We start from the raw sequence: 17,305 nt of genomic DNA on the forward strand, positions 1-17,305 counted from the left end.
TCTTAATAAAAAACTAATATAATTCTTAAAAATTTCTTAATTTAGTGCCCTTCAAGAAATAATAGCTTAGTAAATAGGTCTATTATTTTTTTTAAAGCCTCTTATACTTATATTTAAAAAGCAACTAAATAAAGCCCTTGATTTATTATAAATCAAGGGCTTTATAACTAACTATCTTTTTTCTTTCATTGATGTTTCAATTATCATATCTAATAACCCAGAGTAACTTACACCCCTAGCTTCTGCACTTTTTGGGAAAAGGCTTGTACTCGTCATCCCTGGCAGTGTATTTACTTCTAATATATAAGGAATCCCTTCATTAGTTATTATCATATCTATTCTTGAATAAACTGCACACTTTAGAGCTCTATAAGTATCTAACGCCATTTGTTCTACTTCAGTGTGAAGATTTGATTCAAGTTCTATAACAAACTCATCTGCTCCACCAGCTGCATACTTTTGAGTATAATCAAAGAATTCAGCTTTAGGTTTAATTGCTACAACTGGGAACATTACATTTTCAAATACAGGACAAGTTATTTCATCACCTTTAATGTATTCTTCTATCATAACTTCTGTATCCCACTTCAAGCCTTCAACTACAGCATTTTCTACATCTTCTTTTTTAGTAATTTTAAACGTAGCAACACTTGAACCACCATTAGTTGGCTTTATAAATACAGGGTATTTTATTTCTTCTATAACATTATAATCTATTTCTTCTATGCTTCTAACATTTATCCATTTTGCAACTCTTATATTATGTGATTTTAATACACTCTTAGTTAAATCCTTATCCATACACAATGCACTACTTAAAGGACCACAACCTGAATAAGGTATTTCTAAAGTTTGAAGCACAGATTGAACTGTTCCATCTTCTCCAAACTTACCATGAAGAGCAAGCAACGCAAAATCTATTCCTTTAACTTTGTTTATTATATCTTCCTTGTCATCAATAACAATTGGAACTACCTCATATTTATTTCTATCTATATTTTCAAGTATTGATTTACCACTATTTAAGGATACTTCTCTTTCAGAAGATATTCCACCCATTATTACTCCAATTTTCATTTTCTTCCCCTCCAAATTATATAAGACACTTTCAAAAATCTAACCTTGATTTGTTTTTGCAAATGACTAAATTAAAATATCTTATAAAAATAATTTATTATTTACTAATATATTAAATTTAAAAATACTAGTAAACAAAATAAAGACTTGATTATCAAGCCTTTATTATTATATCACTATATTGTATTGAATTATATATTACAACTCTACACTTTTATTTAAGAATTTTCTTTTTTATCATTTGGACTTAGTTGTAATAAAATAACAAACAAAATTTATAACTAGTTATTTTTTTCAATATCCTTAAAGTATTTACATTGTTTTGTTAATCTACATTCATTACACTTTGGATTTCTAGCTACACAGCATCTTCTCCCATGAAAAATCAAAAGATGATGTGCTTCGCTCCATTCTCTCTTAGGTAATTCCTTTTGAAGTTGCTTTTCTACTTCAAATACATTATCTGCATCTGCTAAGGCTAATCTGTTTGCTATTCTAAACACATGGGTATCAACTGCAATAGATGGCACTCCAAAAGCATTTGATAATACTACATTTGCAGTTTTTCTTCCTGCTCCTGCAAGAGAAGTTAGTTCTTCCATAGTTTTTGGAACTTCACCATTAAAGTTTTGCTTTAACTGATTACACATTATCATAATATTTTTTGATTTAGTTCTGTATAATCCAATTTGCTTTATTTTAACTTCAAGCTCATCTATACTTAATGTTAAGAAAGCATCTAAATCTGGATACTCTTTAAATAGCGACTCTGTTATCTCATTTACTTTTTTATCAGTCGCTTGAGCTGATAATATTGTAGCAACTAAAAGTTGAAATGGTGTTCCATGATTAAGTTCACATTTAGCATCTGGATATTCCTCTTTTAATATATCTAATATCAATTTTGTCCTTGGCTTCATATCTTCACCTTCTCTCTAAATATTATATTCTCATCTTTTCATTTACTATATCAATTAGTTATTATTCTCTAAACCCGTATATATTATTAACGATAAAATAAAGCTACTCAAATAATTTGAGTAGCTTAGTGTTTTATTATTCTTTAGAATTAGTATATACACCTCTATACTCTTCTGGTAATAAATTTGCTATAGATTTCATTACATAATCCATTGATTTTTTTTCAAATTCTTTTTTATCTTCATCAGCTGATCTAACTGGAAGTGTTATAGGTTCACCTATTCTCACATGTACATCTGCATGTTTCCATGTTTCATCTGCCATAGTTCCACCTTCATTTATTGGAAGTAGTTTTTCTGTTCCCCATAAAGCTATTGGAACTATAGGTGCTTTTGTTAACCTTGATATAAGTAAAATACCCTTTTTAGCTTCTATCATAGATTTGCCTCTACTTCTTGTACCCTCTGGAAACATGACCATATTTTGTCCGCTTTTAATAAGTTTAACCATATTAGTTATTGCGTCTTTATCTGCTGTGTTAGGTTTTATTTGAATATTTTTAACTAATCTAGTTCCAAGGTTAGTTACTGGATCATCTGAAAGCTTCGCTCCTGCAATAAAAGTAGGATCATATTTTTTTCTAAGCAACATATCTATAACTAAACCATCTGCATTACTTAAATGATTTGATATAAATATTTTAGCACCTTTAACTTTCTCTATGTTTTCTAAGCCTTGAACATCAAAGCTTCCATATTTTTTCAAATATCTATTCACAGCAATCTTTGTAAATTTAACTAATAAACTCTCTGGTAACATTTTCATTATCTTTACTACTATTGGTGATAACATTAATATCCCCTCACCTTCTTAAACTTTAGGCACCGCACAATAAGAGAGCTTAAAAAATAACAAGTCAAAGATTATGACTGATTATTTTTCGAAGTTCCCTAAGTCATCTTGAAAAAACAACAGAAAAACATGCCTTATCTACCTAATATTATATTTTATAATTTTATAAAAGTCTATTTATATAATTTATAATGTATGGTGATTCTGTTTCTAATTCTTTTATACTATCTAAATCATTTTTAGCTAATTTTATAATTGCGTTTCTTTTCAATACATTTTTACCTCTCCATCCACAGGAGGTTTTTAAAAATGTTTCTTTAAAATCCTTATTATTAATATATGCTAAAACTTTTGTATTATTTTCATTCATAAAAGAAAATGGTTTGAATTCTTCTATATTTGAAAACAATGCATTTTTATTATATGGACATACGTCTTGACAACTATCACAACCAAAAACTCTTCCATTTAACAATTTAATATATTTATCTTCCAAGTCTTTTTTTTGTGTTAAATATGATAGACATATATTACAATTTTTTCTATTTATATTAATAGCCTTAGTAGGACATGCGTAATAACAAGCTTCGCAATCTTTACATTCCTTAAAGTTATTTAACTCTTCAAATGTTCTTAAATCATCACTGTTAATCTCTAAATTTGTTATTATTTCTCCAAGGAAAACAAATGAACCATATTTCTTTGTTATTATCATATTATTTTTACCTATAAACCCAACTCCAGCTAAATATGCAATATATCTTTCTGGTAGAGTATTACTATCAACTAAGGAGATTGCAACTCCACCAAGACTTTCTATATAATTACATATTTTGTTTAAATATGATTTAACTACTTTATGATAATCTTCGCCTCTTGTATAAACTGAAAATCCATTATTAATATATTCTACGTTATGTAGGTAAGGGAAAGCTATTGATATAATAGTTTTTCCCTCTTCCATATATATATTAGGATTTATTCTTTTTTCTATATTCTCTTCTTCGAATTCATTTTCTAAATTAAAAGCTTTTCTTCCATTGTAAAACTCTCTTAGTTCATTAAACTCTCTGCATTTTATAAAACCTATTGTATCTAGCCCTAAAAATTCGCAGTAATCTTTTATTTTTTCTTTTAACTCCATCTTTTAACCCTCTTAAGGCATCTTGAAAAATATACATCTCACCTTGATTTGTTATTTTTTAAATGCCTAAATAATCATATTAAATGATCATATCATTATATATTTTTTTCTTTTTCCCATGAATATCATTTACTTCTATAATACAGTTTGATATTCTAACAATATTTTTAGCAGCTCTTCCAACTGCTGTTGCACCTTTTGGAACTTCCTTAACCACAACTGAGTTAGCCCCTATCTTCGCACCTTCTCTAACTGTAATCGGACCTAAAACTTTTGCTCCAGCTCCAATTACAACATTATCTTCAATTGTTGGATGCCTTTTCCCTATATCTTTCCCTGTACCACCTAATGTAACCCCATGATAAAGCACTACATTTTCACCAATTTCTGCTGTTTCTCCAATTACAACCCCCATACCATGATCTATAAATAAACCTCGTCCTATTGTAGCTCCTGGATGTATCTCTATTCCAGTAAAAAATCTTGATAGTTGAGATATTACCCTTGCAATAAAGTATAATTTGCGTTTAAATAAAAAATGTGACATTCGATATGCAATTATCGCATGAACTGATGGATACAAAAGAAAAACTTCTATTTTACTTTTTGCCGCTGGGTCATTTTTCATTATATTATTTAAATCATATCTTAATCTATCAAACACAGCTTTTACCCCCTTGTTTAAATTAATTAATCATATATTCCCATGGAAATATACTTTTCACCACCATCTGGAGCTATTACTAGTACTTTCTTTCCTTTGCCTAACTTTTTAGCTACTTCTATAGCTGCATAAATTGCTGCCCCTGATGATATACCAATTAAAACCCCTTCTTTTATTGCAAAATCCTTTGTTGTTTTAAAAGCATCTGCATCTGAAACTTGTATAATTTCATCTACATACTCTTTATTATATATAGAAGGTATGAAACCTGCTCCTATTCCTTGAATTTTATGTGGACCTGGCTTTCCTCCAGTTAATACAGGAGAGTTAGCTGGTTCTACTGCCACTACTTTTAAGTCTTTTATTTTATTCTTTAAGTTCCTACCAACTCCAGTTATAGTTCCACCTGTGCCAACCCCTGCAACAAAAACATCTAAATCACTTATATCTTCAAATATCTCTTCTGCTGTTGTACTATAATGTTTTTCTGGATTAGCTAAGTTTTCGAATTGTTGCGGCATAAAGTATCCTTTTTCTTTAACTAATTCATTAGCTTCTTCAATTGCACCCTTCATTCCTTTAGCACCCTCAGTTAAAACCAATTCCGCTCCATAAGCCTTTATTAAATCTCTTCTTTCTTTACTCATAGTTTCTGGCATAACTATAACAACCTTGTATCCTTTTAAATTTCCTATCATAGCTATTCCAATTCCTGTGTTTCCACTTGTTGGTTCAACTATTGTATCTCCAGCTTTTAATAACCCAAGTTCTTCTGCCTTTTCTATCATTCCAATGGCTGCTCTATCTTTTACACTTCCACCTGGATTAAATTTTTCAAGCTTTACATAAACCTCTGCGCTATTTTCATCTACCAAATTATTTATTTTTAATATTGGTGTCTTTCCTATTAATTCTAAAACTCCGTTATATATCATTCTTATACACTCCTTCTTTTATATTTTATAATTTCTCTTCAAAAAAACTACTTTAAGTTATACTATTCTTTCAGATATCTTAGTCTTTCTCAAAATTAAATAATTTTACAAATGAAAAAACCCCGCCTCTATATATAAACTATATAGAGACGAAGTTAACTTCCCTGTAGGGAACTTCAAAAAAATAGCTAGTTATTCTAATCTATTTTCTTTCAGCTCACTTATACTCTAATTAGGTTATATTCAAATAACCATCTTTTATGCTACTTTTCTTTTTTCGCAATTTTTAATTCCGAGCATTTTAATATGCTTTATCTTTTTATTATATTCTTTTCACTAAATTTGTCAACCTTGTTCATTGAAATTATTTTATTTATTTTTTTTCTTCCAAATCGGGTATAAAACTTCATCAATTAAATCATGAGCATTTACTGATCCAATTAATTTATCATCTTCATCAACAACTGGAATTGATAATAAATCATATTTTGATACTAGTTCTACAGCCTCATCTATTTCTACATTATGTCTTATAACATTTATGTTTTCATCCATAATATTTTTAACTTTAACATCTGAATTATTTAAAAGTAACTGCATTAAGCTTATAGCTCCAATAACTCGTTCTTTTTCATCAGTTATATAAATAGCATATAATTCTTCTTCTTCTATTTCTTCCATTTCTTTTAGTATTTCTATAATTTCACCTGTAGTAATATCTAAATTAAAGGATATAAAATCCTTACTCATTATAGTTCCTATAGTTTCATCTGCATATTTAAGCAAAGCTTTAACTTCTTCTGCATCTTCTTTTTCTAAATTAGCAAGAATTTTTTCCCTTTCTTCCTCATCTAGCTCATCTAGTAAATCTGCTATTTCATCACTAGGCATATTTTCCAAAAGTTCTGCTGCTTTACTATCACTAAGTCCCTTTATAATACTACCCTTGTATTCAGGATCAATTTCTTCTAGAGTATCCGCTGCTAAATCCTCATCTAAAGATTCAAAAATTCTTTTTCTTGAACCTGCATCTAATTCCTCTAATATATCCGCTAAATCTGCTGGATGTAGTGTTGATAACTTTTGGTATGGAACTGATAGCTTTAAATTATTATTAATCATTTCAAGCGATTCAACATTATCCCAAGTTAAAACTTTATCTTCATATTCCTTTTTCATAATTTTATAGATAAATCTACCCAAGCCTTCGCATCCCATTCTTCTAAACTTGGCAGTTGGTCCTGTTTCAACTGCTACAACTCTATATTCCCCTGCTATTTCCGCTATTCTTAAATCATCAACACGAACAACTTGCTTTCCATTAATATCTACGATTTTTTTATCTAATAGATTTTGCGATAATAGATATGAATAGGTCCTTGGAAGTATTTCTTTACTACCTCGTGTTACTATTTTAACTTTATTATCTACTTGGCAAAAATATATGTTTCTGAACTCGTAGTGAAAGGTTGATCCATCACGTTTAACCTTATATCCAATGACTCTAGGATAACCTTCATCTGTAGTTACATATATATCCTTTAGTAGTCCTAGCACCTCATCAAATTCATCATACATTTTCTTTCCTACAATGCTAGTGTATAAAAATACTGATAGTTTTTTCATAAAGCTTCCTCCTCAAGTTTAAAGGATTCACAATATGACTTATATTAATTAATTACAATATGTATAAATACAGTTTTTTATATTCATACATATTGTAACTAATGTTAGTTTAGACCTATTATGTATCCTCTAAAAATATTATTCAATTTTTCTAAGTCCGTACCATGAGGGGCACCCTCCATTTTAAATTCACTCCTTGTTTATATTCTATTAACCAGTTTCTAATTTACAATTTAGCCCATTATTTATTTACTTACCTACTATATTATATTATAGAATGACTAAAACGCAACCTTTTTCAATCATGTAATTTGAAAAAATTTTTCTAAACTAAAAACAGTAAGGTATAATCCCCTTACTGTTTTTTATTTTTTAAATATATGAAAATTTTAACTTATTATTTTTTTGAAAGCACATTAAAAGTTTCTATCGCCTTAAATGTTGAAAACAAAATAAATATTTCTCCTATTATTGGATAAGGAAAACTTTTTATTCCTCCAATAAAGAATACTTGTTCTAATATTACTACTATTAAGCTTACTATAAGTATTCTCATTCCAAATTTATTACTATGTGGTTTGTCTATAAATAACATGGTAAACACTGTTAGTAATCCAAAAATTATTAAATAAACTAATGTTGGCATTAACATTTGTCTTATATTTAACACAAATCCAAAAGTTGTATTTATATTGATATCTATTTTATAAAACATTATTAAAGAACAATAACCTACTAATAATATACTTAAAAAAATATAATTAATATTAAATTTAACCTTTTCGTCCCTTAAAAATATAAACAAACAACCTATAATTAATAGGGGATTACTAAAGAAATTTAAAAATACAAAAGGTCTAAGCATATATATAATAGATTGTTTTTCAATTATTATTCCACACATCAATACTAAAAATCTTAATAATAGCGGTGCAAGTGCCATTGCCATAAAAAGTTTGATTTTTTTAGGAGATGATCTTATATTTTTCTTAAATAGATATAAAATAAAAATAATTATAAATAACACTAGACATAAGTAGATGAATCCTATCAATTTCTGCTTCATATCCTTTCATATTACTGTTAATTATAATTATTAATTTTTTCTTGATTTTATTCTATTTTTTATAAAATTATTTAACTCCTAAAATTTTAAGTCCACCTTTTATGCATTTTATATTAAGTGGAAATTCAGGTCCACGTTCTCCATCTATATCTGTAACTATGTCTTCAGGGCTTTCTATTATTAAACTATCTGTTTTAAAATATAATACATTATCTGACTCTAAATGATCTCCCTTTAATACTTTTATAAATAGTGGAATTAATTCTCTAATTGGTATTGCTTTAAAAACTATAACATCTAGTAACCCATCTGTTGCATCTGCATGTGTTGCTAAATTAAAGTTACCTGCTGTTTTCCCGTTAAACACCAACATAAAGTACATTTCTCCATCAAAGTCAACTTCTTTAGAATTTATCTTCACTTTAAGCTTTCTAAAATTTGGTAGTTCTTCTAGTCCTTTTAAGTAGTATGCTAGCTTTCCAATTGTATTTTTTAAATTTACATCTGTTTTTTGTGAAACATCTGTAAATAGTCCTGTACTTGCAACATTTATAAAATATTTATCATTTATTCTGCCTAAATCTACAGTTGTTACCTCTGATGATAATATTTGCATGCAAGCTTTTTTTATATCAAATGGAATTCCTAAAAACTTAGCAAAATCATTTGCTGTACCAACTGGTAATATTCCAATTGGAAGTGAAACACCACATTTAGCCATAGCATTTACTACGGAATCTACAGTACCATCACCACCTGCAATTAATACATAATGATAATTTTCATCTTTTGCATCACTAAAAGCCTCTATTAAATCTGAAGTTTTATCTATTCTATAAGGAACTAGTGAATATCCTGCTTCTTGATGGATTCTAATTACTTCATCTAGTTTCTCTAATATTGCATTTTCACCTGAGTAAGGATTATATATAAATTTAACTTTTTTCATTATTTCCCTCCTAACCAAATTATATTGAATTATAACATCAATTCCATTTTATGTCTATATTGCTTTTGATTTTGCTTATAATTGCAAGCATCTTATATTTTTATTAATTTTATGTTATAATAAGTCTCAAATCAATAAAATAATACAAGAATTAATCAGGAGTGATTATATGAAAAAAAGTTGTATTCCTAATATATTTACATTTATTAATTTAGGATGTGGTATATTATCTATTTTATCTGCTTGCGCTGAAAAATATTTATTGGCAAGTATACTTATTATTATTGCAGCCCTTGTTGACAGATACGACGGAAGAATCGCAAGATTTCTTCAAGTTAGTAGTGATCTTGGTAAAGAACTAGATTCTTTAGCTGATTTAGTATCTTTTGGAGTGGCACCATCAATATTAGTATATTTATTATTTAATTTAAAAGATTTTGGACCATTTAGTATTTTAGGTATAGCTGTTCTGTTAACGTTCCCTATTTGTGGAGCTTACAGATTAGCTAGATTTAACGCAACAGAATTTGACGGTACTTTTTCAGGGGTTCCTATTACAATTGTTGGAAGCTTTATTGGCTTATTTGTAATGTTAGTTTGTAAACCTACCGTTTTAATTCATATACCTATCTATGTACCTATAATTTTAATGTTACTTGGTTCATATTTAATGGTAAGCACTTTGAAACTTAAAAAATTATAAGTTTATAAAGGCCTAGTTTAGAAATCTAAACTAGGCCTTTATAATTTTTTACTTAGGTTATAAAAATAACACTAGCCCTATTCCTCTTCTCCTTCCTCATATCTTTGAGAATTTTGAAATTCTAACTCATTATTAATTTCTGTTAAAATAGAATCCTTTTCTGTTTTAGATAAAATAAAATTATTTTTTATTTTCATGTACTTAAAGTAGCAATTATCACTACTTTCTATAACTTTTACTAAATCATCAATTATAGCCCCTACATTCGCTGCTCTATCTAATGCATCTTTAACCTCACTCTTTTTTGCTAAGGCTATAATGTTTAATTCTCCAGCCCCTCCTATTAATAATCTATATGAATTTACAAACTTACCTAAAAGATCAGCAAGATTATTTAATTCCTCCCCATTATTTTTGATTACTTCACGGTATGCCAAAGCTCCCACCTACTTAATCTAATTTCTATGCTACTGCTGTTTCACTATTAACAAATTCTTCATCTGCTTCATCCAATATTGCTCCATCTCTAGACCTATCTACTTTCATTTCTTTTTCTACCTTTAATTGTTCTTCTTTATTTTTTTCATCTATTCTTCTATATCTAGCCTCCATGGCGCTTGTTTTTTCTGTATTATATTCCATATTATTATTTTCTGAATTCAATATAAATCTATCTCTAAATAATACAGGCACAAAAAATTCTTTTGGTATTGATATAAACATATTATCCTCCTTAGGGACATTGAAATAAATAGCAAGTTAGTATGCTAGTCTATTTTCATGCCACTTACAAATTAGTTGTTTCACAAAGTGGTTTAAAGTAAGCTCTTGGATATTTACATAGTGGACATACTAAAGGTGCATCCATACCCTCATGTATATATCCACAATTCATACAAATCCATTTAGATTCTTGTTCGCCTTTAAACATTTTTCCATCTTGTAACCTGTCATATAAGGCTTGATATCTTACTTGATGACTTTCTTCAACTTCTCTTAGTTCCTTATAAAAATCAGCAATTTCCATGAAACCTTCTTCTCTTGCTTCTTCTTCAAACCTCTTATAAATATCTTTAAATTCACTAGTTTCACCCATTATGGAATCTAATAAATTTTCCTTAGTACTTCCTACCCTATTAAGTAATTGCCCATAGCTTCTTCTTGCGTGAGCATATTCATTTAGAGCTGTTTCATTAAACACTTGCCCTACCCATTGATAGCCTTCAGCCCTAGCCTTTTCTGCATATAAGTCATATTTAGTTCTTGCTCTTGATTCTCCTGCAAATGTTCTAAAAAGATTTTTTTCTGTTTTACTTCCTTTTAACTTCATTTCCATTTCCATCTCCATTTGTATCTCCTAAATAATTATTTCTACTAATCAATATATTCTATATATATCTTTTTTGTTACCTCGTCTTATTTAAAGCTTCTAATATAATCCTGTGTGGAAAATAAACTATAATATTCACTATTTTTTTAAATGACAAAAAAATAAAAACTTAGAGTAGCTAAAAATAGCTACTCTAAATTTTTTAATTTATAAATATTTTTCTATCCTCATCGCAAATTATTTCTATTTCTCTTCCATCCTTAGATTTAGTTTTCAAAATAACTTTGTGCCCCCAAAGATCATTAACATACTTAAGAGTTTCTTTTGCATAAGATATTTCCAGTTCTCTCCCGTCAAATAAATGTTCTAAGGTAAGAACGTTATCTCTCTTATTTAAATTTATTACTCTTATACAAGGGATAGCTGCAAGCCCACAAGTTGATGAAATAGAATCTCTTATTTTCATCCATCCATTTTCATCTGCTACTTCTTCTACTACATATTCAAAACTTCTTTTTCCAAACTGAAATAAATTTAACTCCTCACATAATTCCTTAGTTAAATATTTTCTAAGAAATGAGTTATCCCGCTCAACCTCGCGCACCTCAAATATTTTTTCCCTTCCATATCTTTTTTCTATATCCTCAAAAACCTTAAACCCAATATAGTAAGGATTTAAACCTCCAAGTATTGGTGCTATGACATCATTATGCCTTTTTATAAATTCAAGGTGTAACCCTTCTTCTAGTTCTAACTCTTTTAGAATAGTATAATGCCAGAAACTTGCCCAACCTTCATTCATTATTTTAGTTTCAATTTGAGGCATAAAATATTCTGTTTCTCTTTTTACTATTTTTAAAATAGTTTTTTCAAAGTCCTCTAGTTTACTATACTTAATAATAAATCCAATTAAATCATCACAAGGTTCAAGAGGTACCGCTGTTAAATCTGGAACAGCAATTTCATCATTTTCATCTAAAAAATTTCTATTCTCTATTTTACTTTTATAATCATTTAATAATCTTTCTCTAATTTCTTCCTCTGTTAACTCCTTAACTCCTACGACTCGTGGAATTTGGAATTTAATAGCATGTGCTGAGTCTATAATTTTTTCAACTCTTTCATAACCAATATTTGGGTCATTTATATATCCTCTAATTATTTCTCCATCTAACTTAAACATTTCCAAGGTATAATTTGCCCTTGTTCCATCTCTAAACAATCTATTATTTTTAAAGAAATCATTATGTCCATAAACATGAGCCATAGTTAGTATTTGCAATAAAAGTGTATTTTCTCTCATTAAATAAGCTAAACAAGGATCAGAGTTTATTACCATTTCATATGGCAAACCAGTCATATTAAGAGAATATAAAGTTTTATTTTTATCATAAGCTTTACCATAGCTCCAATGTGGATACTTTGAAGGCATTCCAACATACGCCTCATATCCAAGCATTTCTTTAAAACCTATTATCTCAAATTCTTGAGGATAAAAATTTAAATTAGCTTTTTTTGCTTTGGCCTCTATCTTTTCATTCCAAACTTCTAAATCTCGAAGAATGTACTCCATTCCTATTCCTCCTCTAACTCCTTGCTTAACATTATCTTTAATGCCTCCCAAAGATCTTTCTTTTCCTTTACAATTACAGAGGTGAAATTTTCACAATCAATTTCTTTATTAAATCTGTAATACATAGTTGTTGAATAAGTTGATGGCAATAACTCTGCATATCCAAACATGCTACTTAGGGCGCATATTTCTTTTACCGCTGCCATAGCTTTTTCATTATCTTCACTCCAGTTATCTCCATCACTTGCGTATATAGGATATATATTCCACGCCTCTTTAGGATACTTTTCATTTATTAAATCTAAAGCTACATTTAATCCACTTGATATATAAGTTCCTCCAGATTCTGCTTTATGAAAAAAATCATACTCATTTACTCTTTTCGCTATAGTTGTATGTGATATAAATTCAAAAGCAATATTATTATATTTTCTTCTTATAAATTTTGATAACACAAAAAATAAAGACCTTGCTAAATATTTTTTTGTGTTATCCATAGATCCCGATACATCCATAATAAATATCATTACTGCATTACTTTCTTTTTTAGGCTTTTTCTTTACTTTCCAATACCTTAAATCATCCTCTCTAAAAGGAAATCTTTCTATTTCTTCATTAGATACAATTTCATTTAAGGCTCTCTTATTACCCTGTTTTCTTGCCATCTTAGCCATTACAGTTTTTTTCTTAGCAAGTCTTGGGTTTATTCCATGCCTTTGATACCCTCTTCTTTTACCTGCACTTTCAGTAATTATTTCCGAATATTTTTTTCTATCTAAGTTAGGCAAATTAAGGTCTTCTATAATATAGTCCATTAATTCTTCTAAAGTAATTTCAGTTTCATAAACATCTTCCCCTACAGAATTTCCTGCACCTTTATTTCCACTCCCTTTTCCATCTTCACCCGATTCTCCAAGTTTATCACCCCGGGCTTCTTCCCCATTACCAGTTGCAACCCCTCTATTATTTTTTCCAAAAACAAATTGATATTCCTTTATACCTCTAATAGGTATCTTAAATTTCTTATTTTTACTCTCTCCAATAATACTTTCTTCTGATAAAATATTTCCTAGATTTTCTTTAATTGATTTTTCAACTAACTGCCTATGCCTTCTTCTATCTTCTATTGATCTATCATGGTTTAATGGGTTATCGCTACTATCTCTAAAGATTGCCATTTAATCAATCCTTCCATAAGTTGTTTGCTGCATATTTTAAAGTTACATCACAGCAATGCAAACAATATCCATTATTTTGCATTTCTTCAACCATGGTATTATATTTTTCTGTTTGTTCTTTATCCCTAATTCTAGATTTAGTTATTATTCTTGATAAATCCTTAACCGATGCCATAAGTTTCTTCTCTATAGCTTCCTTTAAAGGTTCATAGGACTTGTAATCTATAGTTCCACCTTTTCTAACTAAATAGAACATGTATGATGTAACATCTGCTCTAAACCCTTTAGCAGAAGCGTCAGATACCCCTATTTGTTCTTCTATACTTCTCATAAAGTTTTCATCTGGATTTAATTCTTCTCCAGTTGAACCATCTTTAATTTTGCTCTTATTAACAAAAGCTTCTGCATTATCAATATAATTATTAAATAAGCTTTCTGCTTGTTCTCTAAATGAATGTATAAAGGCTTTTGTAATTTCTTTTTCTAATATTTTATTAAATTCTTTTCTAATTGTATCTTGAATAAACCCTAAATATTTTTTCTTATCCTCAGGTGCAATATCTAATTCTTTTATAGATTTAACGACACTTTCCATTATACTTAATGGGTTTATACAATTATGTTCAGAATCTGATAAGGCATTATCTATTGCCTTAATAATAAATCTTGTACTAATCCCCTTCATTCCCTCATATTGATCAGATTCTTCTCTTAGTTCCATAATATCAATTCTCTTAGTTGTTCCCTTCTCAACTATTTCATCTCCATTATAGATTTTAAGTTTAGTCATCGAATCTATTTTTGCGGAAGGTGCAAGCCTTGTTAAAATAGCAAACATACCTGCAACCTCTATAGTGTGTGGTGCTATATGTGCTTTAAAATTACTTTTCTTTAAAATCTTCTTATATATTTTAACTTCCTCATCAAGTTCCAAACAATAAGGCACTTCAACCTTTACTATTCTATCTAAAATAGCTTCGTTTGTATGATCTGATTTAAACCTATTCCACTCTGCTTCATTTGAATGAGCTACAATAACTCCATCAAAATAAATCATTGATCCCTTTCCTGGTGATGGAACTGATTTTTCTTGAGTTGCTGTTATTATTGTATGAAGATATTCAACATCATTTTTAAATACTTCTATAAATTCAACCAGACCTCTATTACCAACATTAAAGGCTCCATTTAGCGAGAAAATTCTTGGATCATCTTCTGGATACATATCCATTTTAGAAATATCTACTGAGCCTGTTAATATTGAAGTATCTTGATTATTTGGATCAACTGGTGGTACAACAGCAATCCCTTTTCTAGATCTTATAGAGAATGTTTTAGTTTCAACTGGAAAATTTTCATATTCACCTTTAAATTCATTAACTAACCTATATCTACAAACAGGGCATAAATCCCCCTCTATTTGTATTCCTAGAAGTTCTTCAAACTCAGCTCTTAAATGTCTTGGAATAAGATGTAATGGATCTTCATGCATTGGGCATCCCTTAATTGAATAAATAGCTTCACATTCTACTAAAGCCTTTTTAAGAGATTCAACTAATGAAGATTTACCAGCACCAACAGGCCCAACTAAATATAAAACTTGCCTTGATTCCTCACCTTTCATAGCTGCTGAATTAAAATAGTTAACCATTTTCATTATTACTTTATCAATTCCATAAAATTCATTTTTAAAGAAACCATACTTTCTTATAACTTCATTGCCATATATTTTTCTAATTCTAGCATTTTCGTCTCCCTTAAGAACTTCTACCCCTTTGCTTGCAATCATATCGTATATGCGTTTATGAGAAAGCTTAACAGTATCAGGGCTCGCCTTTACTATTTCTAAATAATCAATAAATGTCCCCTGGAACTTTTCACTATTACGGCCTTCTCTATCATTCTTTATAAATTCTTTGAAGTTCATAAAATCCCCCCTCTTTAGGTATTTCCAAATAAATAACTAGTCATTATTATTATCTAGTTCAAACAATCCTAATAATCTTTGACTTGTTATTTGTTTTACAATACCTTACTTAAAATATATTCAGTAATAGTATAAAGATATGACTAAAATCTAAATTTCTATCTTAAAATGCTAATAATTTCAAAAGCTACAAAATCACTATATCCTTATAAATTTAGGCTATAGTGCTCTTGCCAAGGTAATACTTATTCTTTATTTCTATTAAAAACATCTTCTTTAAACCTAACTTGCTGAAAAATTTGGAATCCAAAAGCCTTCTCTATCTCGTGAATTTAATAAAATGAGAATAGATGGGTTAAAGTTATCGGCTCTTTTTTAGTATAAATTAATAATATTTACACAAAATAAGGTTGGAGGTGTAGTATTATGCAAATAACTTTATCACAAAAAGAAAGAATGTTACTAGAGGATCAAAAAAAACACGAACAGATTTGTATAGAAAAGTATACAAATTATGCAAATCAAGCCAAGGACACTCAATTAAAACAAATATTTAATGCTAATTGTCAATCAGAAAGAACACATCTTGATAGTATTAATCAATTGTTAAGTGGTACAATTCCGCAAATGAATCAGCAACAAAATCAAGGTTCAGCACAACCTGTGGCAAATCCAAGTTCTACCACTAATATGAATAATACACAATCAAGCGGAGTTAATTTATCTGATGCTGATATGTGTACCGATTTATTAATGACAGAAAAATATGTATCTGGAACTTACGATACTACAATTTTTGAATTTAGAGATACTAATGTTCGAGATGTATTAAATCATATACAAAAGGAAGAACAAAAACACGGAGAAGCCATATTTCAATATATGGAAAGCAAAGGAATGTATAATGTTAAATAATTTCAGTAATTATACTTACCATCTTTTCTAGTGATAAAACAAGTAAAAATATTCTATTAAATAAACTTAGAAAAATATCAAATCAAAGTTCTTGTAAATATATGAACTAAGCCTAGGGTACTATGAACTGCCCCCTGTCAAGTAGACAGGGTAAATAATAAAAATTACGCTGTTAAAGTATGACTTCGATATTCTATTGGAGTCATACTTTTTAACTTTTTCTGTAATCTTTGTGTGTTATAAAAATCTATATATTCGTCAATGGCTTGTTCAAGTTCCTCATACGTATCAAATTTTCTTAGATAATACATTTCAACTTTAAGTATACCCCAAAAACCTTCCATAGGTCCATTATCAATGCAGCGGCTAACTCTAGACATGCTCTGTGTTGCTTCTATTTTATCTAATTTACTTTTGAACGTTCTATTTGTATATTGATAACCAC

The 17,305-nt window shown here is 28.8% G+C and carries 18 protein-coding genes; 2 read left to right on the plus strand and 16 right to left on the minus strand.

Features of this window, described 5'->3' with window-relative positions; all coding sequences use genetic code 11:
- Positions 1–171 precede the first annotated feature (171 nt).
- From BLS77_RS15740 to BLS77_RS15780, 9 genes are all read right to left on the minus strand, one after another.
- A complete protein-coding gene (locus BLS77_RS15740; RefSeq protein WP_089971982.1) occupies positions 172–1,077 on the minus strand; it encodes a D-alanine--D-alanine ligase in 906 nt (301 codons plus the stop codon).
- Between the two features lie 281 nt (positions 1,078–1,358).
- Positions 1,359–1,997 (minus strand): endonuclease III, encoded by a 639-nt coding sequence (nth, locus tag BLS77_RS15745; protein WP_089971983.1) that lies wholly within the window; start codon positions 1,995–1,997, stop codon positions 1,359–1,361.
- 136 nt (positions 1,998–2,133) lie between these two features.
- Positions 2,134–2,850, minus strand: a complete 717-nt coding sequence (locus tag BLS77_RS15750; protein WP_089971986.1) for a lysophospholipid acyltransferase family protein — start codon at positions 2,848–2,850, stop codon at positions 2,134–2,136.
- Positions 2,851–3,013: 163 nt separating this feature from the next.
- Complete coding sequence (gene queG, locus BLS77_RS15755) at positions 3,014–3,994, minus strand: tRNA epoxyqueuosine(34) reductase QueG (protein ID WP_089971988.1); 981 nt, start codon at positions 3,992–3,994, stop codon at positions 3,014–3,016.
- A gap of 79 nt (positions 3,995–4,073) precedes the next feature.
- Positions 4,074–4,658, minus strand: a complete 585-nt coding sequence (epsC, locus tag BLS77_RS15760) for a serine O-acetyltransferase EpsC (RefSeq protein ID WP_089971990.1) — start codon at positions 4,656–4,658, stop codon at positions 4,074–4,076.
- Between the two features lie 26 nt (positions 4,659–4,684).
- Positions 4,685–5,593, minus strand: coding sequence for a cysteine synthase A (cysK, locus tag BLS77_RS15765; RefSeq protein WP_089971992.1), 909 nt, complete (start codon positions 5,591–5,593; stop codon positions 4,685–4,687).
- A 369-nt stretch (positions 5,594–5,962) separates the two neighbouring features.
- Positions 5,963–7,219: a magnesium transporter MgtE N-terminal domain-containing protein gene (locus tag BLS77_RS15770; protein WP_089971995.1), complete on the minus strand. Its 1,257-nt coding sequence runs from the start codon at positions 7,217–7,219 to the stop codon at positions 5,963–5,965.
- A 397-nt stretch (positions 7,220–7,616) separates the two neighbouring features.
- The gene (locus BLS77_RS15775; RefSeq protein WP_242874002.1) at positions 7,617–8,168 is read right to left on the minus strand and encodes a hypothetical protein; all 552 of its coding nucleotides are present in this window, start codon (positions 8,166–8,168) and stop codon (positions 7,617–7,619) included.
- Positions 8,169–8,352: 184 nt separating this feature from the next.
- Positions 8,353–9,234, minus strand: coding sequence for a YegS/Rv2252/BmrU family lipid kinase (locus tag BLS77_RS15780; protein WP_089971999.1), 882 nt, complete (start codon positions 9,232–9,234; stop codon positions 8,353–8,355).
- Between the two features lie 169 nt (positions 9,235–9,403).
- Between BLS77_RS15780 and pssA the strand changes: the two genes are divergently transcribed.
- Complete coding sequence (pssA, locus tag BLS77_RS15785) at positions 9,404–9,937, plus strand: CDP-diacylglycerol--serine O-phosphatidyltransferase (protein WP_089972001.1); 534 nt, start codon at positions 9,404–9,406, stop codon at positions 9,935–9,937.
- A gap of 77 nt (positions 9,938–10,014) precedes the next feature.
- On the opposite strand, the gene BLS77_RS15790 is transcribed toward pssA, so the two are convergent.
- The 6 genes from BLS77_RS15790 to BLS77_RS15815 all read right to left on the minus strand — a co-directional run bounded on the left by BLS77_RS15790 (position 10,015) and on the right by BLS77_RS15815 (position 15,945).
- Positions 10,015–10,374: a hypothetical protein gene (locus tag BLS77_RS15790; RefSeq protein ID WP_089972003.1), complete on the minus strand. Its 360-nt coding sequence runs from the start codon at positions 10,372–10,374 to the stop codon at positions 10,015–10,017.
- Between the two features lie 25 nt (positions 10,375–10,399).
- Positions 10,400–10,660: a hypothetical protein gene (locus BLS77_RS15795; RefSeq protein ID WP_089972006.1), complete on the minus strand. Its 261-nt coding sequence runs from the start codon at positions 10,658–10,660 to the stop codon at positions 10,400–10,402.
- A gap of 64 nt (positions 10,661–10,724) precedes the next feature.
- Positions 10,725–11,267 carry a rubrerythrin family protein gene (locus tag BLS77_RS15800; protein ID WP_089972028.1) on the minus strand — a complete coding sequence of 181 codons (543 nt, stop codon included), beginning with the start codon at positions 11,265–11,267 and terminating at the stop codon, positions 10,725–10,727.
- A 202-nt stretch (positions 11,268–11,469) separates the two neighbouring features.
- The gene (locus tag BLS77_RS15805; protein WP_089972009.1) at positions 11,470–12,840 is read right to left on the minus strand and encodes a SpoVR family protein; all 1,371 of its coding nucleotides are present in this window, start codon (positions 12,838–12,840) and stop codon (positions 11,470–11,472) included.
- Between the two features lie 2 nt (positions 12,841–12,842).
- Positions 12,843–14,018 (minus strand): sporulation protein YhbH, encoded by a 1,176-nt coding sequence (gene yhbH / locus BLS77_RS15810; protein ID WP_089972010.1) that lies wholly within the window; start codon positions 14,016–14,018, stop codon positions 12,843–12,845.
- Between the two features lie 4 nt (positions 14,019–14,022).
- Positions 14,023–15,945, minus strand: coding sequence for a PrkA family serine protein kinase (locus BLS77_RS15815; RefSeq protein WP_089972013.1), 1,923 nt, complete (start codon positions 15,943–15,945; stop codon positions 14,023–14,025).
- 426 nt (positions 15,946–16,371) lie between these two features.
- Here BLS77_RS15815 and BLS77_RS15820 point away from each other — a divergent pair, with 426 nt between their 5' ends.
- Entirely contained in the window at positions 16,372–16,860 is a 489-nt protein-coding gene (locus BLS77_RS15820) for a spore coat protein (protein ID WP_089972015.1), read from the plus strand.
- Positions 16,861–17,024: 164 nt separating this feature from the next.
- Here the strand turns inward: BLS77_RS15820 and BLS77_RS15825 are convergent.
- A partial coding sequence (locus tag BLS77_RS15825) for an IS3 family transposase (RefSeq protein WP_139164856.1) occupies positions 17,025–17,305 on the minus strand: 281 nt, incomplete at its 5' end.

This window comes from Clostridium gasigenes (assembly GCF_900104115.1).
GTDB classification, from domain to species: domain Bacteria; phylum Bacillota; class Clostridia; order Clostridiales; family Clostridiaceae; genus Clostridium; species Clostridium gasigenes.

Coding starts and splice junctions, on each gene's coding strand:
- BLS77_RS15770 (WP_089971995.1), bottom strand. CDS start 7,219: ATGAAAAAACTATCAGTATTTTTATACACTAGCATTGTAGGAAAGAAA.
- nth (WP_089971983.1), bottom strand. CDS start 1,997: ATGAAGCCAAGGACAAAATTGATATTAGATATATTAAAAGAGGAATAT.
- BLS77_RS15800 (WP_089972028.1), bottom strand. CDS start 11,267: ATGAAGTTAAAAGGAAGTAAAACAGAAAAAAATCTTTTTAGAACATTT.
- yhbH (WP_089972010.1), bottom strand. CDS start 14,018: ATGGCAATCTTTAGAGATAGTAGCGATAACCCATTAAACCATGATAGA.
- pssA (WP_089972001.1), top strand. CDS start 9,404: ATGAAAAAAAGTTGTATTCCTAATATATTTACATTTATTAATTTAGGA.
- BLS77_RS15780 (WP_089971999.1), bottom strand. CDS start 9,234: ATGAAAAAAGTTAAATTTATATATAATCCTTACTCAGGTGAAAATGCA.
- BLS77_RS15795 (WP_089972006.1), bottom strand. CDS start 10,660: ATGTTTATATCAATACCAAAAGAATTTTTTGTGCCTGTATTATTTAGA.
- queG (WP_089971988.1), bottom strand. CDS start 3,994: ATGGAGTTAAAAGAAAAAATAAAAGATTACTGCGAATTTTTAGGGCTA.
- BLS77_RS15805 (WP_089972009.1), bottom strand. CDS start 12,840: ATGGAGTACATTCTTCGAGATTTAGAAGTTTGGAATGAAAAGATAGAG.
- BLS77_RS15820 (WP_089972015.1), top strand. CDS start 16,372: ATGCAAATAACTTTATCACAAAAAGAAAGAATGTTACTAGAGGATCAA.
- BLS77_RS15775 (WP_242874002.1), bottom strand. CDS start 8,168: ATGGCAATGGCACTTGCACCGCTATTATTAAGATTTTTAGTATTGATG.
- BLS77_RS15815 (WP_089972013.1), bottom strand. CDS start 15,945: ATGAACTTCAAAGAATTTATAAAGAATGATAGAGAAGGCCGTAATAGT.
- BLS77_RS15740 (WP_089971982.1), bottom strand. CDS start 1,077: ATGAAAATTGGAGTAATAATGGGTGGAATATCTTCTGAAAGAGAAGTA.
- cysK (WP_089971992.1), bottom strand. CDS start 5,593: ATGATATATAACGGAGTTTTAGAATTAATAGGAAAGACACCAATATTA.
- BLS77_RS15750 (WP_089971986.1), bottom strand. CDS start 2,850: ATGTTATCACCAATAGTAGTAAAGATAATGAAAATGTTACCAGAGAGT.